The following is a 24,597-nucleotide window of genomic DNA, read 5'->3' as shown; positions in this document are numbered from 1 at the left end:
TGTCCCCTTCTCAGGCCAGAGTTTTGGAGGTTGAGGTTTTGCCCCGCGACCAGCCGCCCAGCAGCCGGTCAAAGAGCGCATTGGCATAAAGCCCGTTGGACAGGTGCACGCGCAGCCCCGACGCTGCCGGATGGTTGGCCCAGAGCGGGAAGGTTGCCTGTGCCACCGCGACCACGCCGAAGCTGATCAGCGCCAGCACAATCAGCGCCCATTCCAGCGGACCGGGTGCGGGGGTGGCGGGCAATGCGCCTGCGGTCAGCGAGAGCGCCGCCATCTGCAGCAGGAAGTAGCTGACCGAGGTCACGGCGGCATAGATCACCGTGCGCCGGGTCAGCGCCATGGGCGCGGCATCGGCAAAACCCTGGGCCAGGATATAGGCCACGCCGAAGATCAGGATCACGCCAAGCGCAATCGCCTGCACCGATTTGCCGTCAAAACCGAACACCGCGCCCACGAGGATGTAGATCACGATACCGATACCAAAGGCCTGCAGCACGTTGCGCCCCGAGGGCACCGCCACCGGGCCGGGCCGCCTGATCGCCGCCACGTTGCGCACGGCTTCACCGGCACTCAGGAAGGCATGCGCCTTGTAAAGCGAATGGGCCACGATATGCAGCAGCGCCAGCGGGAAAAGCGCCAGACCGCATTGCATGATCATGAAAGCCATCTGCGCGATGGTGGACCAGGCCAGCGAGGTCTTGACCGCCGGTTGCGTGAGCATCACCAGCCCGCCAAACAGCGCCGTGAAGCCCCCCAGCATGACCAGAACCGCCATGACCCCGGGCGCGGCCAGCATCACATCGGCAAAGCGGATCAGCAGGAAGCCACCGGCATTGATCACACCCGCATGCAGCAGGGCCGAGACCGGCGTGGGCGCTTCCATCACCTCGGTCAGCCAGCCATGCACCGGGAACTGCGCCGAGGCGAGCACAGCGGCCAGCGCCAGCAGGAGCGCTGCGCCGATGGTCCAGAGATCCGCCTGTGCCGCGCCCAGCAGCGTCGCGATATCGGTGGTGCCATATCCCGTGATCAACAGCACCACTGCGCCCGCGAGTGTCACTTCGCTCAACCGGGCCACCAGCGCCTTTTTGCGCGCCGCGCGCCGGGCGGTGTCACGGTCCGGGTAGAACAGCAGCAATTTGTTCAGCGTCAGGCTGGTCACCGTCCAGGCGACAAGCAACTGGATCAGGTTGCCCGACATGACCAGCAGCAGCACCGAGGCAAGCGTCGCCGCCATCCAGCCGGTGAACGCGCCCTGCCGCGCCTCGCCATCCATATAGGTGGCCGAGTAGCGCAGCACGATCCAACCGATGAAGCTCACCAGCACCAGCATCGTGGCGCTGACCGCATCCAGCCGCACCGAGATCCCGACACCGAGGGCGCCGATCAGCGCCGAAGTGCCGGGGCCATTCAGAATGAGCAGCCCCGCAGACACCGCCGCCACGGCAAAAGCGGCCAGCGCGCCGTATTCGGCCAGTTTCGGCAGGCGCCCGGGGCGCATTCCCGGCGCGCGGCTGGCCTGCCACGCCACGGCCAGCAGAATCAGTGGGCTGAGAAGCGGTAGGAGATATATCATTGTGCAATTCCCTCGGATCTGGCGGGCACGCGGCCCTTTGACGGGGAGATACGAGGTTCACTCACTTAATAAAAATTCATTGTTTGCGAATTAACGTTCGCATAAATAGAACGATATGCCCCTGAACTATCATCACCTACGCTATTTCTGGGCCGTGGCCCATGACGGCAACCTGACCCGCACGGCGGAGCGGCTGAACCTGTCGCAATCGGCGCTGTCGGTGCAGATCAAGCAGCTTGAGGAACGGCTGGGCCATGCGCTGTTCGACCGGCGCGGGCGGCAATTGCACCTGACCGAGGCGGGGCGCATCGCGCTGGACCACGCAGATGCGATTTTCGCGACGGGACAGGAGCTTGTCGCTACCTTGCAGGAAACCGGGCTGACCCGTCAGGCGCTGCGTGTCGGTGCGTTGGCGACGCTCTCGCGCAACTTCCAGATCGGGTTCCTGCGCCCGATCCTGAGCCGCATGGATGTGGAGGTGATCCTGCGCTCGGGCAGCCCGACGGAGCTGATGGAGGGGCTGGAGACGCTGAACCTCGACCTCGTTCTGATGAACCACCCGCCGCAGGGCGACAGCCTGACGCCGTTTGAAACCCACCAGATCGCCGATCAGGAGGTCAGCATCGTGGGCACGCCCGACCGGCTTGATCCCGACCTGCCCCTGCGCGACCTGCTGGAAACACAGCCCTTTATCCTGCCCACCACCGACAACACCGTGCGCACCGCCTTTGACGCGCTGGCCAGCCGGCTTGGCGTGCGCCCGCAGATCGCCGCCGAGGTGGACGATATGGCGATGATGCGGCTCATGGCGCGCGAGGATATCGGGCTGGCGCTGGTGGCACCCATCGTGGTGCGTGACGAGCTGGCCTCGGGGCGGCTGGTCGAGGCGCGCGAACATCCCCGCATCCGCGAGACATTCTATGCCGTCACCCTGCGCCGCCGCTTCCCCAACCCGCTGGTGCAGGAGCTTCTGGGCGCACGATCGGACACCGCATTCCTGCCCTGAGTCATTTCCCGGCTTGTGCCCGACGGCAGAGCGCCTAGGGTCGGGGCCGCCATGAATGATGCGCAGGATCAAAACTGGCCGCAGATCCGCACCGCCGGATATGACGGTTTCCTCGTCAGCTTTGCCGACCGGCTCAGCGAACAGGCCAACCGCGCCGCGCTGGCCTTTCGCGATGCGGTGGAGCACGCAGGCTGGGAGGCAGTGCGCGAGAGCTCGACCTCGCTGGTCTCGACCTATCTGCGTTTCGACCCGCTGCGCCGGTCGCATGCGGAGATGCGCGCCGATCTTGAGGCTCTGGCCCATGCGCAGAACTGGTTCGCCGCCGATCTGCCCACGGGACGGCGGCTTTGGCATGTGCCGACGGTTTTTGGCGGCGACCACGGCCCGCAGATGGCCGAGGCCGCCTCCGCCGCGGGGTTGACCGAGGCGGAGGCCATTGAAGAGCTGTCCCGGACGCAGGTCCGCGTGCAGACCATCGGCTTTGCCCCCGGCATGCCCTATCTGGGTGCCCTTTCCGAAGCATGGGATATTCCCCGCCTGACAAAGCTGACTGCCGAAGTGCCCGCCGCCGGGCTCTGCGTCGCGATCCGGCAATTGGTGCTGTTTCCGGTGGCCACCCCCACCGGCTGGCGGCATATCGGGCAGACGCGGTTTCGCCTGTTCCGGCCGGGGGACGAGACCCCCTTTGTCCTGCGCCCCGGCGACGAGGTGCTGTTTTATGCGGTCACGCCCGAAGAGCTTGCCCGGTATGACGATGACCCCGATGGCGGCGCCACATCCGAGGTGATCGCATGAGCCGCGCGCTGATCGTCCACCGCGCGGGGCCCGGCGTCACGGTGCAGGATATAGGCCGTCCCGGCTACCTCGCCTTTGGCCTGTCGCGCGGCGGCGCGGCGGACCGGCTGGCGCTGTGGGAAGGCGCGGCGTTGCTTAACCAGCCCGAGACCTGCGCGGCGCTGGAACTGGCCGGGATGGGCGGCACGTTCGAGGCGCGCGAGGATATGCGCATCGCGCTCACCGGCGCGCCGATGCGCGCCACGCTGGACGGATCGCCGCTGGTCTGGAACGCCAGCCATACGCTCCCCGCCGGGTCAAAACTGGAGGTCGGCGCGGCGGAACGCGGCAGCTATGGCTACCTGCATCTGGGCGGCGGCATTGCCACGCCCGAACAGCTCGGATCACGCGCCGCGCATCTGGCGGCGCGGATCGGGGCGGCGCTGGCCGAAGGAACGCAACTGCCCGTTGGCGCGGATACGCGAACCGACACCGGACTGACGCTCGACCCCCTGCCCCGGTTCGATGGCGGCACGGTGCGGCTTGTGCCCAGCCTTCAGACCGATGTGTTTGCCCAAGCCGAAATCACCCGGTTCGAGGCCACCACCTTCCGCCGCGACACGCGCGGCAACCGCATGGGCGTGCGGCTCTTGCCCGACGGCGAGGGCTTCGGCACCGACGCCGGATTGAATATCCTGTCCGAAGTCATTGTCCCCGGCGACGTGCAGGTCACCGGCGACGGCACGCCTTTCGTTCTGCTCAGCGAATGCCAGACCACCGGCGGTTATCCCCGTATCGGCTCGGTCCTGCCTGCCGACCTGCCCCGGGTGGCACAGGCCCGGCCCGGGGCGGAGCTGTGCTTTCAATTCGTCACGCTGGACGAGGCGGTCGAGATTGAGCGTCGCGAGGTCGAGCGCCGCCGGGCCTTGCGCAAGGCCACCCGCCCGTTGATCCGTGACCCGCATGACATGAGCGATCTGCTGTCCTACCGGTTGGTCGACGGGGTAATCGCCGGGGATGAAGACAACTGAACAGGTCGCAAACAGTGGGGCAATGTCGCAATTGCGCTGTTAGCCAAGGGGAAACCCCAACTGCCGGACCCGCCAGTGACCACGCTTACCCCGCCCGCCCAGATGAGTGACACGCATAAATCCGGCGTGCTCTTTGTCTTTGCCGCGGGCGTCTTGTGGTCCACGGTTGGGCTTGGCATCCGGTTGATCGACGACGCCGTGGTCTGGCAGATCCTGCTCTATCGCTCCATCGCATTGTCGCTGTTTCTCTATGTGGTGATCCGCCTCCGCTCGGGTGAAAGCCCCTTTGCGCAAATCCGGCGCATCGGCTTTCCGGCCGTAATAGCCGGGCTGTCGCTGGTGGCGGCCTATTCCGGCGGGATCTACGCCATTCAGGCCACATCCGTCGCCAATGCCATGCTGCTCTTTGCCACTGCGCCGTTCATGGCGGCGGTGCTGGGCTGGGTCGTGCTGCGCGAACCGGTGCGGTTGGCGACCTGGGTGTCCATCGCCGTGGCCATCGGCGGCATCGCCATCATGGTCGCCGACAAGACCGGCGGCGTGGCGCTGTCCGGGAGCCTTGCCGCGATTGGCTCGGCCTTTGGCTTTGCCGTCTTCACCGTGGCGCTGCGCTGGGGCAAATCGGGCGAGATGCTGCCCTCGGTCTTTCTGTCGGGACTGTTTGCCATCGTCATGACGACGGTGATCTGCCTGTCGCTCTCCCTGCCGCTGCTGCTCACACCGCGTGATGGCGGCATCGCCATGGGGATGGGCGTGTTTCAGGTGGGCGCGGGGCTGATCCTTTATACGCTGGGATCACGCAGCCTACCGGCGGCGGAACTGGCGCTTTTGTCACTAGCCGAGGTGCTGCTCGGGCCGCTCTGGGTGTGGCTTTTCCTTGGGGAGACCGCGACCGCCAACACGCTGATCGGCGGCGCGATCCTTCTGGCCGCGATCATCGGCAACGCGGTGTCGGGCAAACGGCGCAAACCGCCCGCCATAACGGCACCCTGACGCGGCTTTCCCCTGCAAAGGCGCATTGCCCCCGCGCCTCCCTTGGCGTAAACGGTGCGCAAATCTGATCTGGGGAAGTTCATGACCATGCAAGAGCCCGCCATCACACCCGACCTGATCGCTGCCCACGGCCTGAAGCCGGACGAATACGAGCGTATCCTTGAGATCATCGGGCGCGAGCCGAGCTTTACCGAACTGGGCATCTTCTCGGCCATGTGGAACGAGCATTGTTCCTACAAATCGTCGAAGAAATGGCTGCGTACCCTGCCCACCGAGGGCCCGCAGGTCATTTGCGGCCCCGGCGAGAATGCGGGCATCGTGGATATTGGTGATGGTCAGGCCGTGGTCTTCAAGATGGAGAGCCACAACCACCCGTCTTATATCGAACCCTACCAGGGGGCTGCGACCGGCGTGGGTGGCATCCTGCGTGATGTCTTCACCATGGGCGCGCGCCCCATCGCGGCGATGAATTCGCTGAGCTTTGGCGAGGTCAGCCACCCCAAGACCAAGCAGCTTGTGAATGGCGTGGTCGAGGGCGTGGGCGGCTACGGCAACTGTTTCGGCGTGCCGACCGTGGGCGGCGAGCTGCGCTTTGACCCGGCCTATAACGGCAATTGCCTTGTAAACGCCTTTGCCGCCGGTCTGGCCGATACGGATGGCATCTTCTATTCCGCCGCCTCGGGCGTGGGCATGCCGGTGGTCTATCTGGGCGCCAAGACCGGCCGCGACGGTGTGGGTGGCGCGACCATGGCCTCGGCCGAGTTCGACGACACCATCGAGGAAAAACGCCCCACCGTGCAGGTCGGCGACCCGTTCACCGAGAAGCGCCTGATGGAGGCGACGCTGGAGCTGATGCAGACCGGCGCGGTGATCTCGATTCAGGATATGGGCGCGGCAGGCCTCACCTGTTCCGCCGTGGAAATGGGCGACAAGGGCAAGCTGGGCATCCGGCTCGACCTTGAAAAAGTGCCCTGCCGCGAAGAGAACATGACCGCCTATGAGATGATGCTGTCGGAATCTCAGGAACGCATGCTCATGGTGCTCAAGCCCGAGAAAGAGGCCGAGGCCAAGGCGGTGTTCGACAAATGGGATCTGGATTTTGCCATCGTGGGCGAGACGATCTCCGAGGATCGCTTCCTCATCATGCACAACAATACCTGCAAGGCCGATCTGCCGCTGTCGCAGCTGGCCTCGACCGCGCCGGAATATGACCGCCCATGGGTGGAAACACCGGCTGCGGAACCGCTGGCGGATGTGCCCGAGATTGACGGCATCGACGGGCTCAAGGCGCTGCTCGCCTCGCCCAACTATTCGGCGCGCAACTGGGTGTTCGAACAATACGACTCTCAGGTCATGGCCGACACGATGCGCATCCCCGGTCAGGGTGCGGGCATCATCCGCGTGCATGGCACGAAAAAGGCGCTGGCCTTTACCTCGGACGTGACGCCGCGCTACGTGCAGGCCAACCCGTTCGAAGGTGGCAAACAGGCCGTGGCCGAAGCCTATCGCAACCTGAGTGCCGTGGGCGCGAAGCCTTTGGCCACCACCGACAACCTGAATTTCGGCAACCCTGAAAAACCCGAGATCATGGGGCAGTTCGTGGGCGCGATCAAAGGCATTGGCGAGGCGGTGGCCGCGCTGGATATGCCCATCGTGTCGGGCAACGTGTCGCTCTATAACGAAACCGACGGCAAAGGCATCCTGCCCACCCCCACCATCGGTGCCGTGGGTCTGATCGAAAACGCCGACGATGCGATCACCGATACCGCGCGCGAGGGGCATGTCCTTTTGATGCTGGGCGCTTGTGCGGGTCATCTGGGTCGCTCCGCGCTGCTGGCCGAGGTGTTCAACCGCACCGATGGCGACGCACCACATGTGGATCTGGCGGCCGAGAAAGCCGCGGGCGATTTCATCCGCGCCAATCACGACTGGATCAAGGTCTGCACCGATATCTCGGATGGCGGTCTAGCGCTGGCAGCCTATGAACTGGCCGAGGCGGGTGATGTGGGCGTGGTTCTGGACCCCACTGACACTCCCACGCTCTTTGGCGAGGATCAGGGTCGCTACCTGATTGCCTGCAACTTCGATCAAGCCGAGGCATTGATGATCAATGCGGGCAAGGCGGACCTCCCGCTGGTCACGGTGGGCAAGTTCGCCGGGTCGGACGTGGTGATCGGTGGCTCTTCGGCCCCGCTGTCAGATCTGCGCGACACCTCCCGCGCCACACTGCCACAGCTCTTCGGCTAAACGAAATGCGCCGCCGGTTGAGCATATTGATCGGCGCGCACAAGACCGCGTCCACCCATCTGCAGCGTTCGGTCACCGACAGCCGCGCAGCGCTGGCCCCGCATGGCGTCGGCGTGATCGGGCCGATGCCGATTGGCGCGGATGTCCTGCCGCTCTCGGGCCTGCTCAGGGGGCGGGCCGATCCCGAGCTTCTGCGACTGGCGGCCGAGGGGTTTCTGAGAAAGCATGTGGGCGATGCGGAGCGCGTCGTCCTGATGAACGAGAATATCCTTGGCTCGCTCGCGCCGAACATGCTGCTTCAGGATGACCGGCTCTACAAATTCGCGCCCGGGCGGGTGAAGCGTGTCGTGCAACTCTTTGAAAATCATGACGTACAGGTGGGCGTGGCCATCCGCGCGCCCCGGACTTTCCTTGTCTCCGCCTGGCAGGAAAACATGAAGGGCCACGCCTTCCACAGCTTCCGACAGTATCTTGGCCATACGGATCTGAGCGGGCTGCGCTGGCACCGGATGATCAAACGCCTGCAACAGACGCTGAGCGAGGTGCCGGTCTTTGTTTGGCGCTACGAGGATTATCCGGGTGTTGCCTTGAGCGTGCTGCAACACGCGATGGGCGACGCGGCCCAGGCCGTCACCCTGCGTGAAAGCGCCGCCAATCCGGGTTTTTCCGGCGCCGCCATCAACTGGCTCGCCGCGCATGGAGAGGTCAGCAAGGAAAGCACGCGCGAGGCACTCCAGAGGTTCCCCAAAGGCACGGAGTTCCCGGCCTATGACCCCTGGAGCGACGACGAGCGCGGCCTTTTGGACCGGACCTATGACCAGGACTGCGCAAAGCTCGCGGAAATGCCCGGCGTGACGCTGATCCGTCCCTGATTGGCACCTTGGCCGCCCTTGCCATTGCGCCATGTCAGACATACCTTTTGCGGCAAACAACAAGGACACCCCGCATGCCCATTGACGCAACAGAAATCGAGACCCTGATCCGCCAGAGCTTTCCCGAGGCCAAGATCATCGTACAGGGCGATGATGGCCAGCATTTCGCCGCCGAAGTGATCGACGAAAGCTTTCGCGGCAAGAACCGGGTGCAGCAGCAGCGCGCCGTGAACGCCGCCATTCGTGAAAAGCTCGACAGTGGCGAATTGCACGCACTGGCACTGACCACCAAAGCGCCGGACTAGGCAAATGGACTGGCTGCTCATCCTCGTGCTGATCGTGGCCATCGCTGTGGTGGTCACCATCCTGGCCCGCCGGGCCATCGCCGAGGATGAGGGCCGGAAACGCGGCTCGGAACCGGGCGAAGGATATCACACCCTGCATTCGCATTACTCTTCGGGACTGGGCGGGCAAAGCCGCTCCTACAAGGTCCCCCGCGATCCGCAGGAATACGCCAAACACTTCATTCCAAAGGACAAAAGATGACCGACGTCAAAGACCAGATCAAGGAAACCGTGGACGCCAATGACGTGGTGCTGTTCATGAAAGGCACCAAGGAAATGCCGCAATGCGGGTTCTCCAGCCGCGTGGCGGGCGTGCTCAACTACATGGGTGTCGAGTTCAAGGACATCAACGTGCTGGCCGATGAGGCGGTGCGCCAGGGCATCAAGGAGTACTCCGACTGGCCCACCATCCCGCAGCTTTACATCAAGGGCGAGTTCGTGGGCGGCTGTGACATCATCACCGAGATGACGCTCTCGGGCGAGTTGGACGAGATGTTCGAAACAAACGGCGTTGGGTTCGACAAGGACGCGGCCAACAAGATCCGCGAAGCCAACAGCTGAAGTGCGATGGGCGGGGTGTTGCCCCGCCCGCTCCACACCCGAAATCTTCACAAGATTTCGGACCGATTTCCTTCAGGGAAATCGTTTATTCCCGGGATTGTCCCGCCTTTTCCTCGATCTCACCGGCCAGCGATTCCGCCCGCGCGGCGATCTCGGCCAGCGTGTCGGTCACGCTTTGCGGCACCACCGGCACCTCGACCCGTTGCGGTTCCGGCGCGGGTTGGTTTTGCAGCGCGTCGCGCTCGCCCACCAGTTGGGCAATCCGGTCTTCCTGTTCGCGGACCTTGTCCTCAAGACCCGCGGTCTTGTCCGCCAGCATCAGCCCCGCCATGAGCAGCATGCGCGCCTCGGGCAAACGCCCGATCTGGTCGCTCAGCACGCGCGCTTCGGTATCCAGCATTTTTGCGGCGGCGTGCAGGTAATGTTCTTCGCCGTCCTGACAGGCCACCTGAAAGGTCCGGCCACCCACTGTGATTGCTACTTCGGGCATCAGGCGTCCTCCTCGGTGGGTGTCGCGGCGGGCGCAGCCCCGTCCAGAAGCTGTTCCAGCTCGACCGCGATGGCACGGCTCTCGGCCATCTCGGCGGCGCGCGCCGCGTTCAGCGCTTCGAGCTCTGCGCTCATCGCCTTGTTGATCAGATGCGGATCGGCAATCCCGGCCTCATTGGCCTCGCGCAGGGCGCGGTTGTTCTCGCGCAATTGCTCGTTCACCTTGCGCAGGCGCTGCAACTCAAGGTCGATCTGTGCCGTGGCCTCGGATTGGGCGTCGATGCGGGATTTGACCGTCGCCTCGTCCTGTTCCAGGCGCTGTTTGAGCGTTTTGACCCGTTCGGTCAGTTGCTCATTGGTCACCCGCTCATCGCTGAGCTGTTCCTCAAGCGTTTCCACCTGCGCCGCCAGACTCGCAATCTCGTCCGGGTCGGCCGCTGCCGTGCCCGCATCAAGCGTGTCCACGCCCTTTCCTATCCGTTCCAGCGCAGCCGTTATCCTGCGTTGAAGCTCCTCGATATCCGCCATTTCCTCGCCTTTCTTGCTGTCGGCCCGCGCCGCCCCCTGTCCCCGGGTGCGGGCGAATCGCCGTCTGAGGACGTTCTGCCCAAGTTTACCCAACCCTGTGGAAAAATGCGCCCCTTTTGAGTTCAAGCACTTAGAGGACGATGTCAGCGCTATCTTGCACTTCGAACCGGGGCTGGTATTGAGCACACAATCTCGCCAGAAAGGAACGATCCCTTGGATATCGACGCGCTCAAATCCGCCTTCCCCGACCACTGGTCCAAGGCCGCCGCCATCCGTGCTTTGACGCTGGACGCCGTGCATGCGGCCAATTCCGGCCATTCCGGCATGCCCATGGGTATGGCCGACGTTGCCACGGTGCTGTTTGAAAAACATCTGAAGTTTGATGCCGCGCGTCCCGACTGGCCCGATCGCGACCGGTTCATCCTGTCCGCCGGTCACGGCTCGATGCTGCTGTATTCGCTGCTCTATCTTGTCGGTGACGCGGAAATCACGCTCGATCAGGTCAAGAATTTCCGCCAGCTGGGCGCGAAAACCGCCGGTCACCCGGAAAACTTCCTTGCCCGGGCGATTGAGACCACCACCGGCCCGCTGGGTCAGGGCATTGCCAATTCCGTCGGTTTCGCCATGGCCGAGGAAATCCAGCGCGCGCGTTTCGGCGCCAAGATCGTCGATCACTATACCTACGTGATCGCCGGTGACGGCTGCCTTATGGAGGGTGTGAGCCAGGAAGCCATAGGCCTTGCCGGACGGCATGAGCTGTCCAAGCTTGTGGTGTTCTGGGACAACAACAACATCACCATCGACGGCAAGGTGTCACTGTCGGACCGCACCGATCAGGTGATGCGCTTCAAGGCCTCGGGCTGGCATGTGCAGGAGATCGACGGCCACAACCCCGACGAGATCGATGCGGCCATCGCGGCGGCGAAGAAATCCAAAAAACCGTCGATGATTGCCTGCAAGACCCATATCGCGCTGGGCCACGCCGCGCAGGACACGTCCAAGGGCCACGGCGCGCTGACCGATGCGGACCAGATGGCCGCCGCCAAACAGCTCTATGGCTGGACCACCGGCCCGTTCGAAGTGCCCGCCGACATCAAATCGCAATGGGAAGCCATTGGTGCGCGTGGCGCGAGCGCGCGTGAAGAATGGGAGGCGCGTCTTGCCTCGGTCTCCGGCGCCAAACAAAAGGAATTCGCCCGTCAGCAGGCTGGTGAAGCGCCCAAGAAACTGTCGGCCACCATCAAGGCGCTGAAAAAGCAGATCAGCGACGAAGGCCCGAAAGTGGCGACCCGCAAGTCGTCCGAGATGGTGCTGGAAGTAATCAACCCGATCATGCCGGAAACCGTGGGCGGTTCAGCCGACCTCACCGGGTCGAACAACACCAAGGCCGGGGATATGGGCGTGTTCGACGTGGACAACCGCGGCGGGCGCTATGTCTATTGGGGCATTCGCGAACATGGCATGTCCTCGGCGATGAACGGTATGGCGCTGCATGGCGGCGTGCGCCCCTATGGCGGCACCTTCATGTGTTTCACCGACTACGCCCGCCCGGCGATGCGTCTGTCGGCGCTGATGAAACAGCCGGTGGTCTATGTCATGACCCATGACTCCATCGGTCTGGGTGAAGACGGCCCCACGCACCAGCCGGTCGAACATCTGGCCATTTCGCGCGCCACGCCCAACACGCTGGTCTTCCGCCCCGCCGACACGGTCGAAACCGCCGAGGCCTGGGAGATTGCGTTGACGCAGGATGCCACGCCGTCTGTGCTGTCGCTGACCCGTCAGGGCCTGCCCACCGTGCGCACCGAACACAAGACCAAGAACATGACCGCGCAGGGCGGCTATGTGCTGGCCGATGCCGAGGGCAAACGTCAGGTGATCCTGATCGCCACCGGCTCCGAAGTGTCTGTTGCCATGGAGGCCCGCGCGACGCTGCAGGCCGAAGGTATCGGCGTGCGCGTTGTGTCCATGCCCTGCATGGAGCTTTTCGCGGCGCAGGACGAAGCCTATCGCAAGCGCGTGCTGCCGGGAGGTCCGGTGCGTGTCGGCATCGAGGCCGGTATGCGCGCCGCGGGCTGGGACCGCTGGCTCTTGGGCGAGCGGGGCCGCGAGGCCAAGGCCGGGTTCATCGGCATGGACAGCTTTGGGGCCTCTGCCCCCGCGGAAGAGCTGTTCGAGCATTTTGGCATCACGGCCGAGGCGACGGTGGCCAAGGTCAAGGAATTGCTGGGCTAAACGGCCTATCCCGGAACGGATTGAAACCGGCTCCTTCGGGGGCCGGTTTTTTTGTGGTGCGGATGGGGATAGCCCGGCATGAGCGGTCAGCAGGTTGACCGGTTACTCTGTGCGGGTGCCAGTATAGGCTATCGCGTATGACCGCTTTGCGCAGTGAGCGGGGTTTGCAAAGCTGGCGGCGTGTTGCAACAGCCGACCTTCGTACAAGATGCGGCTCATGACAGCAGGGAGCCCGCATTGGCGGGTGCCGCTATGTGCGGCCATATCCGCTATCATCAGGGCACCAAAACTTCAAAAACTTCTTAGGTTTCGAACCGCGGCTTTGCAGGCGTCGCCTACAGACGTTTCTATACGCCCCGCCCAAAAAAACGCGATTTGGGAGCGATCCTTGCTCTGCACAACGATGCGTCCTTTTTGCCTCCCCAAGGCGTCAGCCGCGTGGCCAAATCTTCGCACTAATATAGCTCGCTGTTACCTTGCGAGCGCGGACTGCCATATCCGCTGCACCGAAAAGCGCAGTGGAGGTCGTTTTTCCAACAGTTTGGGCTGTTGAAGTCGTCGTATTTCTCACGCCCGTCGCCGCTTCTGAAATCGCTCTGATAGTTGAGGAAATAATAGTGTTGCGCTCTCGTAATGCACACTCAATCCGCTCAATTGCCATTTCCTCACGCTCATCCAAATACCCGTCTGCTTCAGCAATTTCTGTCAAGAGCTTACGCAGTTCCGCTTGAATGAGCGGAAAATTGCAATCAGGGTTTTCGTGTGCAAACGAAGCAAGCGAAGTTGCCATTTCGGACAGAAGGGACTTATCAACATTCTGCTGCAGGACATCCAAAGCATGTGTTACATAGTCAGGATCGTAACCCCACTCCTCGACGAAGTATTCCTCCATTGCAACCCGTTCAGAAGCGTCAATGTGACCGTCTATGGCCGCTATTTCTAAGGAAAGACTACCAAGAAGGTCCAATGTCGTTGAGGCCAGCACATCCAAGCCGGTATTCAAGAACCGGGGAACCTCGTCAACGCGGGTAGAAGAGTAAGTTTTGAACAGATGTGATACACCGTAGTAGACACCTCCTGAAGCTGCAGCGGCCCCAACGATCCAACCAATCGGATTGGAAGTCATACCAAAAGAAACCAACAGAGCTCCCCATACAGTGGAAGAAGGAGCAGTCGCTGCGAAGGCAGCACCCGCACCGGCCCCTGCAGCAGAGCTGACCTGTACTAACCGACCAATCAAATCTCCTGCTTTGATCGACGCAAAGGTATTTCTCCCCGCTCCGAGCTTCAGCTTGAACCGGTCTTCGTTTCCCAAAACCCTCACAACGTCGTCAAAAAGGTGGATTTGTTGCTCGTTCGTCAAGGAGGTCATGATTGTACAAAACCCATGCCAAGAGCATTAAATTGCGCAGACACACGGTCCATTTCAGCCTTCGCAGCATTGTTGCGCAGGTCGTCTATGAAGCCTTTCCCGACGCCGAGAAGAACGACCAACTTTGATAAAAGGGCTGCGAGACCAGCAAATGGCGTTGCGCCTGCAATTGACATCGCACCAAGGGTGCCGCCGAGTAAAGTTGCAATAACCAGCCCCACAAGAGTGCCGATGGTCAAATTTGGGAATTTTGAGGCCAAAGCGGACGCGATCTCGAATATGCGCCGGCCAATAAAGATAACCGTCGTGCCTATTTTTACGGTCACTCTGGCAATATCATACAACAGCGCTTTCATGTCTGCCGATAGGTTTGATTTGTCCAAAAATGACTTAATTTTTCGCAAGCTCGGCGTAGCCTGAACCAACTGAAGTGCTTCTGCAAATGTTTTGGGCTGAGCGTCTAAATTAGTTTCCATAGCTGTCATATCCCGTGAGGTAGTTGTCACATCCCGTGAGCTGGTATGGAATTTTCTTGAACAGCTCAAACTGGAGACTGTACCGGTCCTTCATCGCTTGCAAGGCAGAACTGCTGAATAGGGCTGACTACAGACATTGGTCAACCTCCACCGACCATGCATCTCCCTCCCCCCCTCACACCCCTTCGATACTGAACTCCGGTGCCCCGTCCCAGACCAGCTCCCAACTCGCCCCCGGACGCACATTCTGGATAATCCCCGGATCAAACGCCACGAAACAGCGCCCGCCCGCATGGCGCAGGGACGGGTAAATCAGCCCGCGGTGCCCCGCACGGCGCAGGTCCTGTGCCAGCGCCTGCCCCGCCGGATATCCCCGCGCCGGATCGGGATCGAGCGCGGGATGCGTCGCGCCCGTCAGATCGGGAAAATCGCCGATGAAATCCGCCAGCAATTCGACATAACGCGCCCGGTCCTCATAGACCCCGATGAATCCCAATTCCCGCGTCCGGTGAAAACCCACTTCCTGCGCGCTGGTCATCAACTCCCACGCAGAATACCACGCCCCACGATCACCGCTGTTAAAGCGGTTGCCGGTGGGGCGCGTATAGGCAAAGGCCGCGTTGATATGGCTTTGGCCGTAAAGCTTCAGGTCATGGGAGCGGCGGGCAAAGGCCAGTTCGCGGCGGTCGATCCCCGGGCTGCCTTCACGCTCGGCCATCAGGCGCGCGCTTGTTTCGCCCTCGATCTCGGCCAGGATCGCCGCCTCTTCGTCACTGTCCACCAGCCCGCGCAGCACGGGCGGTTTGTGATGGGTCTCGGAGATCAACCGGACAAGCGCGCGGATGTTGAGCGCGGTGGTCTTCACATGCCGCCCCGAAGCGCATCGACATAGGACCGCACCCGCAGGATTTTCGGCAATCCGCCCGCGATCATTGCGTCGACCGGGCGCGCGCCGTCGAATTCCGGGCCCTGGTTGGGCAATTTCACCCAGTCCCGTGCCAATGGCCGGCTGAAATACAATTCGAGCGATTTGTAGAGCCCGATCAATGCACTGAGCCGCAGCATCTGGTCCCGGGTCAGATCGCCGGAAAACCCCGGCTTTTTCGCACGTTTCCAAGTAGATACCGACATATCCGCCAGCCCCGCGGCCTCGGGCTGGGTCAAAGACCACGCCTCGGCAATCCGACCAAAGGCTTTGAGCGCGATGGCCTGACGATCCGGGACATGGTGATCAGAAACGGTTTGAAGCATGGGGACCTCCGGGTTAAAATTTAGACCATATAGCCCAAATTTCAAGATCATATGATCCATTAAACACAAATCGCTCCACAAGCTCATAATCATCTTGAGAATTATGAATTTGCCTCAAGACACCACCTGTGGCACCCCGCTCCCAAACCATTATCAACGGAGGCCGACATGGCCGACACCCCCAATCTGCTCTCCGATCTGCTCGCCAAACGCGACTGGCTTCTGGCCGATGGGGCCACGGGCACCAACCTGTTTGACATGGGGCTGATGTCCGGTGACGCGCCCGAGCTGTGGAACGTGGACGCCCCGGACAAGATCCGCGCGCTCTATCGTGGCGCGGTCGATGCCGGGTCGGATCTGTTCCTGACGAACTCTTTCGGGGCCAATGCCTCGCGTCTGAAACTGCATGACGCGCAGGACCGGGTGCAGGAACTGAACCGCATCGCCGCCGAACTGGGCCGAGAAGTGGCGGATTCCGCCGGGCGTCCTGTTGTGGTGGCGGGGTCGGTGGGACCCACGGGCGAGATCATGGAGCCGGTGGGATCGCTGTCGCATTCTGCCGCTGTCGAGATGTTTCACGAACAGGCCGAAGGGCTGAAAGCGGGCGGGGCCGATGTGCTCTGGGTCGAGACGATCTCGGCCCCCGAGGAATTCCGCGCAGCGGCCGAGGCCTTTGCGCTGGCCGGCATGGACTGGTGCGGAACGATGAGCTTTGACACGGCCGGGCGCACCATGATGGGCGTGACCGCCGCTGACATGGTGGCGCTGGTGCAGGGCCTGCCGAACCCGCCGCTGGCCTTTGGCGCAAATTGCGGCACCGGGGCGTCGGACCTGCTGCGCACTTTGTTGAGCTTTGGCGCGCAATCCCCTGAAATACCTATGATTTCCAAGGGGAATGCAGGCATCCCGAAATATGTCGACGGGCATATTCACTATGATGGCACGCCGGACCTGATGGCCGATTACGCCGTGCTGGCGCGGGACTGCGGCGCGAAGATCATCGGCGGTTGCTGCGGGACCAAGCCCGAGCATCTGCGCGCCATGCGTGAGGCGCTGGAAACACGCCCGGCCAACGGGACACCAACGCTGGAGCAGATTGTTGAGGCGCTGGGGCCTTTCACCTCGGACAGTGACGGATCGGGCGAAGCCACCCCCACGCGCAAACGTCGCCGTCGCCGCGCCTGAAACGCTTCACCGGACGTTAACCAGGATAGGAATAAAGTCGTGGCATGTCCTTCCTGCCCGACCAAATCCGCCCCGATGACTGGCTCTGCGCGCCGTTTTCCGCGCGTGCCGCGGCACAGGGCGGCGTGGTCCGGCGCAAGACACGCGATATCGAACGGATCGTCGGCATGGACCGGTTCCTGGCAGAACTGGACCGGCGCGGCTTTCGTGCCGTGGAAAATGCCGGTCAAACGATCGCTTTTTGTAACCGCGAAGAGATCCGCTTGTTACGGTGAGGGCACATTCCACCAGCCGAACGTGCCATCCGTCTCAGAACAAGGACAGCTGATCCCCCGACATGTCGGGGCGTGTGAACAGGTCACAACGCAACTCTGGCAGCCCCCGGTCAAGCCCCAGCTTGCGCGCCGCCCGTTCGAACCGCGCCTTGATCAGCGCCGCGTAATGCCCCTGCCCGCGCATCCGGTGGCCCCAGCGCGCGTCATAATCCTTGCCGCCATGCATTTCGCGCAGCCGCGCCATGATGCGCCCGGCGCGGTCCGGATAGTGCTCGGCCAGCCATGCCTGCCACAGCGGCGACACTTCCCTGGGCAAGCGCAGCATGATCCAGCTTGCCGCCTCCGCGCCCGCCTCTGCCCCGGCCTCCAGTATCGCCTCAAGCTCGGGATCGGTCAGCGCGGGCACCACCGGCGACACCATGAGCCGCACGCCAATCCCTGCCTCCGCCAGCCGCTTGATCGTCGCCAAACGCCGTTTGGGCGACGGCACACGCGGCTCCATCCGCCGCGCCAGATCCGCATCCAGCGTGGTGATCGAGATGCCAACACGCGCAAGGCCCTTTTCCGCCATCGGCGCAAGCAGGTCGATATCGCGCTCCACCAGCGTGCCCTTGGTGACAATGGCCACCGGATGATTGCAATCGCGCAAAACCCTCAGGCAGTCCCGCATGATGCCGCGATCCCGCTCAACCGGTTGATAGGGATCGGTATTCGTGCCGATGGCAATCGGCGCGACCTTGTACCTGCGCGCCCGCAGCTCCCGCGTCAGCACCTCGGCAGCGTTGGGCCGCGCCACCAGCCGCGTCTCGAAATCCAGCCCCGGCGACAGCCCCAGATACGCATGGCTGGGCCGCGCGAAACAATAGATGCAGCCATGTTCGCAGCCCCTGTAGGGATTGATCGAGCGGTCAAAGGGCAGATCGGGCGACCGGTTATAGGTGATCAGGCTGCGCGCCGTCTCCTCGGTCACCTCGGTGCGGATCATGGGCCGCTCTTCTTCAATGTCCCAGCCATCGGGCACCGTCACCCGGGTCTCGCGTTCAAAGCGCCCGGTCTCGTTCCGCGTTGCCCCGCGGCCGGGCCGTCGCGCCGCGTCCACATGCAAGATCGGCTCATCCATTCTCAAGAATTAGAACATAAAGAGAACAAATGCAATTCCCGCCCCGCCGCAAGGATCACGCGTCGGTTGCGGGTGGCCCTATGTCGCAATCCGCCAAGTGGGTCTGCGACAAAACGGCAAAAGCTGATGAAAACCCGGGCAACACAGCCCAAGGCAAAGGAATCGCGCAATGTCCGATGAAGAAGACGACATCATCCTCTCCGAACTCGACGACGAGGAACTGGTCCAGCAGATGTTCGACGACCTCTATGACGGTCTCAAGGAAGAGATCGAAGAGGGCGTGAACATCCTTCTCGAACGCGACTGGGCGCCTTATCGCATCCTGACCGAGGCGCTTGTGGGCGGCATGACCATCGTCGGCAAGGATTTCCGCGACGGTATCCTTTTCGTCCCCGAAGTGCTGCTGGCCGCCAATGCGATGAAGGGCGGCATGGCCATTCTCAAACCGCTGCTGGCCGAAACCGGCGCGCCCCGCGTGGGCAAGATGGTGATCGGCACGGTCAAGGGCGATATCCACGACATCGGCAAGAACCTTGTGTCGATGATGATGGAAGGCGCGGGTTTCGAGGTGGTCGATCTGGGCATCAACAACCCGGTGGAAAGCTACATGGAAGCTCTGGAAGCGGAAGAGCCCGATATTCTCGGCATGTCCGCCCTTCTGACCACCACCATGCCTTACATGAAAGTCGTGATCGACACGATGGTGGAACAGGGCAAGCGCGATGATTACATCGTGCTGGTGGGCGGTGCGCCGCTGAACGAGGAGTTTGGCAAGGCCATCGGTGCCGACGCCTATTGCCGTGACGCTGCAGTGGCTGTGGAAACCGCCAAGGAATTCGTGTCGCGCAAACACAACCAACTGGCGGGCTGAGCTCGAGCCATTCGGACAAGGGCCCGCCTCCATCCCGGAGCGCGGGCCTTTTTCATGGGGGCATGACATGCTTGACGATGTGACCTTGACCGAGGACGGTCTGCCGCCAAAGGGCCGCGGGCGGGTGCTGCTGATTGCCTGCGGTGCGCTGGCGCGGGAAATCCTAGCGCTGAAATCGGCCAATGGCTGGACCCATCTGGACCTGACCTGCCTGCCCGCCAAGCTGCATCTCTACCCCGAAAAGATCACCGAGGCCGTGACCGAGGCGGTAGAGAAACACCGCGCCGATTATGAAACGATCTTCGTCGTCTATGCCGATTGCGGCACCGGCGGACTGCTTGAAGCGCGCTGCAGGGAGCTGGGCGTCGAAATGGTCGAGGGCCCGCATTGCTACAGTTTTTTCCAGGGCAATGACGATTTCGCCCGCACGAGCGACGCCGACATGACGGCGTTTTTCCTCACCGATTTTCTGGTGAAACAGTTCGACGCCTTCGTCTGGCGGCCCATGGGGCTGGACCGGCACCCGGAACTGCGTGACATGATTTTTGGCAATTACACCAAGCTGATATACCAGGCCCAGACAAAAGACCCGGCGCTTGAAGACAAGGCGCGCGCCTGTGCCGAGCGTCTCGGGCTGGACTATGAATACCGCTTTACGGGCTACGGGGAACTTGAGACGTCGTTGGCCCAACTGGCCCCGTGAGTCGGCTGGGGATCAAGGATCGGCGCAGCCGACCGCCAAAGGCGGCTTGTCCTTGACGCGCAGGCGACTCACACCACACTTGAAAAGGCGTCTTGAGGGGCACAAAGCCCCCTCAAGCGCGTCTCAGCAAAAAGTCATCCCCTCGCCGGACGCGCCACAGCAAATTCCCTGACACCACCATGACCACCCGCGCCCAAATTTGCAAATTCTGTCGACAGAATTTGGCGTTTACGAGAGTCCGTCGTGCAACACGTCCAGCACCGCCTCGCGCGGCACGTCCGAGGTGACAAAGGCCTGCCCGATGCCGCGCGCGAGGATAAAGCGCAATTGCCCGTCCACGACCTTTTTGTCCTGTCCCATCAACTCCAGCAGCGCCTCGGCCCCCGGCAGATCGCCGGGGATGTCGGACAGGTCGCATTTCATCCCCATCGCCTTGAGATGGGCGCGCACCCGGCTGGGATCTTCCTGCGCACACAGCCCCAGCCGCGACGACAACTCAAAGGCCAGCGCACAGCCCACGGCCACGCCTTCGCCATGCAACAGCCGGTCGGAATAGCCCGTTGCCGCCTCCAGCGCGTGGCAGAAGGTATGGCCGAGATTGAGCAACGCCCGGTCGCCTTGCTCCGTCTCGTCGCGCACGACGATCTCGGCCTTCATCTCGCAGGAGCGGCGCACCGCATAGATGCGCGCATCGTCATCCCCGGCGGCCAACGCGGGTCCGTTCTCTTCCAGCCATTCGAAAAACGCGGCGTCGCCAAGCAACCCGTATTTCACCACCTCGCCATAGCCCGCGAGGAAATCGCGCGTCGGCAGGGTCTTGAGCACATCAGTGTCCGCCAGAACAAGGCTCGGCTGATGAAACGCCCCGATCAGGTTCTTACCCTGCGGCGCGTTGATGCCGGTCTTGCCACCCACGGAACTGTCGACCTGCGCCAGAAGCGAGGTCGGGATCTGCACAAAGCGCACGCCCCGGCGCAAAACGGCGGCGGCAAAACCCACCAGATCGCCGATCACCCCGCCACCAAGCGCCACCACCACGTCGCGGCGTTCGACCTTTTGCTCCAGCAGCCATTCGACCGCGCGCGAAAACTGCGGCCAGCCCTTGGTGGACTCCCCCGGCGGCAAGGCCAGTGACACCATCTCGATCCCCTCGGCCGCCAACCCGGTGCGCAGGGTGTCCAGATGCCGCGCACCGACATTTTCGTCCGTGATCACCGCCACGCGCGAACGGTGCAGCAGCGGCGCGATCTCGGCCCCGGCGCGGCCCAGTAGACCGCCGCCGATGCGAATGTCATAGGCCCTCTCGCCTAGCGGGACATGCACCTCAGTTATCATCGACTTTCTCCAACACATCCGGCCGGGTAAGCAACGCGTCGATGACGCGGCCCGCCATGGCCTCGATCGTCACATCGCGGTCTGCATCCACCCGCAGATCCGCCTTGGCATAAAGCGGCACGCGCGCGTCATAGATCGCCTCAAGCGTGGCGCGGGGGTTTTCCGTGCGCAACAGCGGCCGCGTGTCTTTATGTTTCACACGGCTCCAGAGCAGGTCGATATCGGCATTGAGCCAGACCGACACGCCCTTGTCCGAGATCATCTGGCGGTTGCCCTCGGCAAGAAACGCGCCGCCGCCGGTGGACAGGACACAGCGTTCGCTGTCCAGAAGCCGGTCGATCACCTGACTTTCCTTGGCCCGGAAAAACGCCTCGCCATCGCGCTCGAAAATCTCGGCGATGGACATGTTGGCGGCGTCCACAATCTCGGCATCCGAATCGAGAAACGGCACGCCAAGCCTGTTGGCGAGCGCCCGGCCCACGGCGGTTTTCCCCGCTCCCATCATGCCGACCATCACGATTGTCTTCTTGACTTTCCAGTGCATGGATTCGCCGATTTCGCCCCTTCGTGTTCAAATATTTGCTTATTGACTGTGAATGACGTGAACTCATCGAAAAGGCTAGGTATAAGAGAGAAAAAAGCACCGGCGACACGAGCGGCGAATGCGCACGCCGGGCGACACGGCAGATGACAAGGCAGAGGCAGCACCCTATGGTCCGATTGATCAAATACCTGTTTTATCTGGCGATTCTGGCCGGGATCGGCCTTGTGGGATATGCCTATATCGGCCCCTATTTTGGGGTGGATTTCTCGCCCCCCGCTCAGGAGATTCGCGAGCCGGTGGTGCTTGATGCCGGGTAGCGTCGCAATGCGTGTGTCCGGCTGCGCCATTCTGGCAGTGTTGGGGCTATCCGGCCCCGTGGCGGCGCAGGATCCTTTGTCGGCCATCGACTGGCTTGACCAACAAGCGGGCCAGCCATCGGATTTCGGCGTGCTTGCCCCGCATAGCAGCCTGCCGCTGGAAGAGCCCCCGGTGTCGAACGGAGTGACCACGCCCGAGGTCAGCGTCACACCGCTGGACGACGCGCCCAAGGCGGATGCGGTGGGGCTGTTGCCGGGCCATGTGACGGGATTTCCCCCCACGCTCTGGAAGGCCAGCGATTCGTCCGTGATCACCGATCTGATCACCGCGCAATCGGTCGACGGGCAACCGGCCATGCAATCGCTGCTCTTTGCCCTCTTGCTGGCCGAAGCCCTGCCCCCGAAAGAGGCCGATGGCCGGTTCTTGCTGGCGCGGATCGACCGCCTGATCGATCTGGGTGCGGTTGCGCAAGCGGCCGAGCTGGTGGCGCTGAGCAACCCCACATCAGACCCGGCGCTGTTCCGCCGCGCGTTTGATCTTGCCTTGCTCGCGGGAGCCACGGACCCGGCCTGTGCCGCGGCCCTGGCCAGACCGCATCTGGTGCCGGACCTGTCGTCACGCATCTATTGTCTGGCCCGCGCCGGGCAATGGGGCGACGCGCTGACCACGTTGGAATCGGGCCGCGCGCTTGGCGATATCAGCGCGGCGCGCTACGGGCTTTTGCTGAATTTCCTCGATCCGGAAATGGCCGAAGACCTGCCGCGCCTGCCGCCTGCAGCGCGCATGACGCCGCTGGAATACCGGTTGCATGAGGCGCTTGGCGAACCCCTGCCCTCGGCCAGCCTGCCGCGCGCCTTTGCCAATGCCGACCTGTCCGGTCACAGCGGTTGGAAAGCCCAGATCGAAGCCGCCGAACGGCTGGTACGTGCCGGGGCGCTGCCCGAACAACGGCTGTTCGCGTTCTACACCCAGGGACGTCCTTCGGCCTCGGGCGGGGTCTGGGACCGGGCCGAAGCGGTGCAGCGTTTCGAGACTGCGCTCAGTGCCCGCGATCCCGGTGCCGTGGCCAAGACGTTGCAGCGGGTCTGGCCCGCCATGGCGCAGACCGGGTTGAAAACCGCCTTTGCCAAAACCTATGCCGAACGTCTTGCCGCCCTGCCCCTGACCGGCAGCGCAGCGGCGATACGGTTTGAAATCGCCATGCTGTCCCCGCAATACGAGACCCTGGCGCGCGATCTTGAACCGAGCGGGCTGACCCAGTCCTTTGCCAGGGCGCTGGCCGCAGGCGCGCCCGATACCGCCCCCGCCCCCACCGCGCGCGCACGCGCCATCGTGGACGGGTTCAGCGGGCCGACGGCGCCGACGCTGCGTGTCCTGCTGGAGGACGACAAGCTGGGCGAGGTGATCCTCCGCGCCATGTCCCTGGGCTATCAGGCGCATCTCGGCGATGACGGCGCGCTGAGCGTGGCGCTGGCCACGTTGCGGGCCGTGGGGCTGGAAGACACGGCGCGGCGCACCGCGTTGCAGGCGCTGTTCCTCACCGCCGAGGGCTGAACGATGGGCGACGACCACCGCCATATCTCGGCATTTCTCGACGCGCAGGCGGCCGAACTGGGCGCAGCTGGCAACACGCTTCTCGCCTATGGCCGCGACCTGCGCGATGTGGCGGACTGGCTGGCCGTGCAAGGCAGCGGTTTTGAACGCGCCACGCGGGACGATATCGAATCCTACCTGATCCATTGCGAAGCACAGGGGCTGGCGCGCGCGACCCGGGCGCGACGGCTGTCGGCGATCAAACAGCTTTACCGCTTTGCCTTTGACGAAGGCTGGCGCGACGACAATCCGGCGATCCAGATTTCCGGTCCAGGCAAGGACAAGCGCCTGCCCAAGACGCTGTCCATCGACGATGTGGAAAAGCTGCTGAACGCAGCCGAGACACATGGCAAGACCGCGTCCGAGCGTGCGCGCCATGCCTGCCTGATGCAGGTGCTCTACGCCACCGGGCTGCGGGTCACGGAACTGGTCTCTTTGCCGGTTGCGGCGGTGCGCGGTGATCCCCGACTGATCCTTGTCAGGGGCAAGGGGGGCAAGGAACGCATGGTGCCGCTCTCGCCGCCCGCTCGCGCCGCCGTGCAGGACTGGCTGAGCCACCGCGACGCCGCCGAGGACGAGAAGCGCACCAAGGGCAAACCGCCCTCGCCCTTCCTGTTTCCATCGCGTGGCAAGGACGGGCATCTGACGCGGCACTGGTTCTTCAACCTTATCAAGACGCTGGCCGCGCAGGCCGGGATCGACCCGGCCCAGGTCACGCCGCACACGCTGCGCCATGCCTTTGCCACGCATCTGTTACAAAACGGTGCAGACCTGCGCGCGATCCAGACGCTTCTGGGCCATGCGGATGTGGCCACGACCGAGATCTATACCCATGTGCTGGAAGAACGGCTGCGCGATCTGGTGCTTGAGCACCACCCGCTGGCCCGCGACGGCTAGG

General features: G+C 63.1%; 27 protein-coding genes. 17 read left to right on the top strand and 10 right to left on the bottom strand.

Annotation, left to right across the window (positions count from 1 at the left end; all coding sequences use genetic code 11):
• Positions 1 to 10: 10 nt before the first annotated feature.
• Positions 11 to 1,576, bottom strand: coding sequence for a proton-conducting transporter transmembrane domain-containing protein (locus PGB28_RS17005; RefSeq protein WP_271422723.1), 1,566 nt, complete (start codon positions 1,574 to 1,576; stop codon positions 11 to 13).
• 115 nt (positions 1,577 to 1,691) lie between these two features.
• On the opposite strand from PGB28_RS17005, the gene PGB28_RS17000 reads away from it, so the two are divergent.
• From PGB28_RS17000 to grxD, 9 genes are all read left to right on the top strand, one after another.
• Complete coding sequence (locus PGB28_RS17000; RefSeq protein ID WP_271422722.1) at positions 1,692 to 2,582, top strand: LysR family transcriptional regulator; 891 nt, start codon at positions 1,692 to 1,694, stop codon at positions 2,580 to 2,582.
• A gap of 51 nt (positions 2,583 to 2,633) precedes the next feature.
• On the top strand, positions 2,634 to 3,377 hold the full coding sequence (locus tag PGB28_RS16995) for a 5-oxoprolinase subunit B family protein (RefSeq protein ID WP_271422721.1): 744 nt from the start codon (positions 2,634 to 2,636) through the stop codon (positions 3,375 to 3,377).
• Positions 3,374 to 4,387 carry a 5-oxoprolinase subunit C family protein gene (locus PGB28_RS16990; protein ID WP_271422720.1) on the top strand — a complete coding sequence of 338 codons (1,014 nt, stop codon included), beginning with the start codon at positions 3,374 to 3,376 and terminating at the stop codon, positions 4,385 to 4,387. The genes PGB28_RS16995 and PGB28_RS16990 overlap by 4 nt, the downstream gene beginning before the upstream one ends.
• Before the next feature lie 102 nt (positions 4,388 to 4,489).
• Positions 4,490 to 5,380: a DMT family transporter gene (locus tag PGB28_RS16985; RefSeq protein WP_408636275.1), complete on the top strand. Its 891-nt coding sequence runs from the start codon at positions 4,490 to 4,492 to the stop codon at positions 5,378 to 5,380.
• A gap of 87 nt (positions 5,381 to 5,467) precedes the next feature.
• Positions 5,468 to 7,627, top strand: coding sequence for a phosphoribosylformylglycinamidine synthase subunit PurL (gene purL, locus PGB28_RS16980; RefSeq protein ID WP_271422748.1), 2,160 nt, complete (start codon positions 5,468 to 5,470; stop codon positions 7,625 to 7,627).
• 17 nt (positions 7,628 to 7,644) lie between these two features.
• A complete protein-coding gene (locus tag PGB28_RS16975; RefSeq protein ID WP_271422718.1) occupies positions 7,645 to 8,499 on the top strand; it encodes a hypothetical protein in 855 nt (284 codons plus the stop codon).
• 74 nt (positions 8,500 to 8,573) lie between these two features.
• Positions 8,574 to 8,804, top strand: coding sequence for a BolA/IbaG family iron-sulfur metabolism protein (locus PGB28_RS16970; RefSeq protein ID WP_271422717.1), 231 nt, complete (start codon positions 8,574 to 8,576; stop codon positions 8,802 to 8,804).
• 4 nt (positions 8,805 to 8,808) lie between these two features.
• Positions 8,809 to 9,045: a hypothetical protein gene (locus PGB28_RS16965; RefSeq protein ID WP_271422716.1), complete on the top strand. Its 237-nt coding sequence runs from the start codon at positions 8,809 to 8,811 to the stop codon at positions 9,043 to 9,045.
• Entirely contained in the window at positions 9,042 to 9,404 is a 363-nt protein-coding gene (gene grxD / locus PGB28_RS16960; protein ID WP_271422715.1) for a Grx4 family monothiol glutaredoxin, read from the top strand. Before PGB28_RS16965 ends, grxD begins: the two co-directional genes overlap by 4 nt.
• Before the next feature lie 85 nt (positions 9,405 to 9,489).
• Here the strand turns inward: grxD and PGB28_RS16955 are convergent, their stop codons facing one another.
• Both PGB28_RS16955 and PGB28_RS16950 read right to left on the bottom strand, forming a co-directional pair.
• The gene (locus PGB28_RS16955; protein ID WP_271422714.1) at positions 9,490 to 9,894 is read right to left on the bottom strand and encodes a cell division protein ZapA; all 405 of its coding nucleotides are present in this window, start codon (positions 9,892 to 9,894) and stop codon (positions 9,490 to 9,492) included.
• On the bottom strand, positions 9,894 to 10,421 hold the full coding sequence (locus tag PGB28_RS16950; RefSeq protein WP_271422713.1) for a hypothetical protein: 528 nt from the start codon (positions 10,419 to 10,421) through the stop codon (positions 9,894 to 9,896). Before PGB28_RS16950 ends, PGB28_RS16955 begins: the two co-directional genes overlap by 1 nt.
• Before the next feature lie 213 nt (positions 10,422 to 10,634).
• Here PGB28_RS16950 and tkt point away from each other — a divergent pair, with 213 nt between their 5' ends.
• A complete protein-coding gene (gene tkt / locus PGB28_RS16945) occupies positions 10,635 to 12,656 on the top strand; it encodes a transketolase (RefSeq protein WP_271422712.1) in 2,022 nt (673 codons plus the stop codon).
• Between the two features lie 430 nt (positions 12,657 to 13,086).
• On the opposite strand, the gene PGB28_RS16940 is transcribed toward tkt, so the two are convergent.
• The 4 genes from PGB28_RS16940 to PGB28_RS16925 all read right to left on the bottom strand — a co-directional run bounded on the left by PGB28_RS16940 (position 13,087) and on the right by PGB28_RS16925 (position 15,755).
• Entirely contained in the window at positions 13,087 to 14,028 is a 942-nt protein-coding gene (locus PGB28_RS16940) for a TerB family tellurite resistance protein (RefSeq protein ID WP_408636273.1), read from the bottom strand.
• Positions 14,025 to 14,513, bottom strand: a complete 489-nt coding sequence (locus PGB28_RS16935; protein WP_271422710.1) for a hypothetical protein — start codon at positions 14,511 to 14,513, stop codon at positions 14,025 to 14,027. Before PGB28_RS16935 ends, PGB28_RS16940 begins: the two co-directional genes overlap by 4 nt.
• A gap of 166 nt (positions 14,514 to 14,679) precedes the next feature.
• Positions 14,680 to 15,369 (bottom strand): RES family NAD+ phosphorylase, encoded by a 690-nt coding sequence (locus PGB28_RS16930; protein ID WP_271422709.1) that lies wholly within the window; start codon positions 15,367 to 15,369, stop codon positions 14,680 to 14,682.
• Entirely contained in the window at positions 15,366 to 15,755 is a 390-nt protein-coding gene (locus PGB28_RS16925; protein WP_271422708.1) for an MbcA/ParS/Xre antitoxin family protein, read from the bottom strand. The genes PGB28_RS16930 and PGB28_RS16925 overlap by 4 nt, the downstream gene beginning before the upstream one ends.
• Positions 15,756 to 15,923: 168 nt before the next feature.
• Here PGB28_RS16925 and bmt point away from each other — a divergent pair, with 168 nt between their 5' ends.
• Together bmt and PGB28_RS16915 are read left to right on the top strand one after the other, a co-directional pair.
• Complete coding sequence (gene bmt, locus PGB28_RS16920) at positions 15,924 to 16,940, top strand: betaine--homocysteine S-methyltransferase (protein WP_271422707.1); 1,017 nt, start codon at positions 15,924 to 15,926, stop codon at positions 16,938 to 16,940.
• Between the two features lie 44 nt (positions 16,941 to 16,984).
• Positions 16,985 to 17,215: an N-(5'-phosphoribosyl)anthranilate isomerase gene (locus PGB28_RS16915; RefSeq protein ID WP_271422706.1), complete on the top strand. Its 231-nt coding sequence runs from the start codon at positions 16,985 to 16,987 to the stop codon at positions 17,213 to 17,215.
• A gap of 34 nt (positions 17,216 to 17,249) precedes the next feature.
• Here PGB28_RS16915 and PGB28_RS16910 read toward each other — a convergent pair whose 3' ends face one another.
• Positions 17,250 to 18,335, bottom strand: a complete 1,086-nt coding sequence (locus PGB28_RS16910; protein WP_271422705.1) for a PA0069 family radical SAM protein — start codon at positions 18,333 to 18,335, stop codon at positions 17,250 to 17,252.
• Between the two features lie 169 nt (positions 18,336 to 18,504).
• Here PGB28_RS16910 and PGB28_RS16905 point away from each other — a divergent pair, with 169 nt between their 5' ends.
• The gene (locus tag PGB28_RS16905; protein WP_271422704.1) at positions 18,505 to 19,206 is read left to right on the top strand and encodes a corrinoid protein; all 702 of its coding nucleotides are present in this window, start codon (positions 18,505 to 18,507) and stop codon (positions 19,204 to 19,206) included.
• Positions 19,207 to 19,273: 67 nt separating this feature from the next.
• A complete protein-coding gene (locus tag PGB28_RS16900) occupies positions 19,274 to 19,909 on the top strand; it encodes a DUF1638 domain-containing protein (protein WP_271422703.1) in 636 nt (211 codons plus the stop codon).
• A gap of 228 nt (positions 19,910 to 20,137) precedes the next feature.
• On the opposite strand, the gene aroB is transcribed toward PGB28_RS16900, so the two are convergent.
• Positions 20,138 to 21,244: a 3-dehydroquinate synthase gene (aroB, locus tag PGB28_RS16895; RefSeq protein ID WP_271422702.1), complete on the bottom strand. Its 1,107-nt coding sequence runs from the start codon at positions 21,242 to 21,244 to the stop codon at positions 20,138 to 20,140.
• Positions 21,234 to 21,788, bottom strand: coding sequence for a shikimate kinase (locus PGB28_RS16890; protein WP_271422701.1), 555 nt, complete (start codon positions 21,786 to 21,788; stop codon positions 21,234 to 21,236). Before PGB28_RS16890 ends, aroB begins: the two co-directional genes overlap by 11 nt.
• 167 nt (positions 21,789 to 21,955) lie before the next feature.
• On the opposite strand from PGB28_RS16890, the gene PGB28_RS16885 reads away from it, so the two are divergent.
• From PGB28_RS16885 to PGB28_RS16875, 3 genes are read left to right on the top strand one after another with little or no spacing between them, the layout of a single operon-like run.
• Positions 21,956 to 22,105, top strand: coding sequence for a hypothetical protein (locus PGB28_RS16885; protein WP_271422700.1), 150 nt, complete (start codon positions 21,956 to 21,958; stop codon positions 22,103 to 22,105).
• A gap of 7 nt (positions 22,106 to 22,112) precedes the next feature.
• The gene (locus PGB28_RS16880) at positions 22,113 to 23,660 is read left to right on the top strand and encodes a hypothetical protein (RefSeq protein WP_271422699.1); all 1,548 of its coding nucleotides are present in this window, start codon (positions 22,113 to 22,115) and stop codon (positions 23,658 to 23,660) included.
• Between the two features lie 3 nt (positions 23,661 to 23,663).
• Positions 23,664 to 24,596, top strand: a complete 933-nt coding sequence (locus PGB28_RS16875; RefSeq protein ID WP_271422698.1) for a site-specific tyrosine recombinase XerD — start codon at positions 23,664 to 23,666, stop codon at positions 24,594 to 24,596.
• The last annotated feature ends 1 nt before the right edge of the window (position 24,597 follow it).

It is taken from the genome of Primorskyibacter aestuariivivens (genome assembly GCF_028023675.1).
GTDB lineage: Bacteria > Pseudomonadota > Alphaproteobacteria > Rhodobacterales > Rhodobacteraceae > Marinovum > Marinovum aestuariivivens.
The sequence above is the reverse complement of the archived record's forward strand: the minus strand, read 5'-3'. Positions and strand labels throughout refer to the sequence as shown.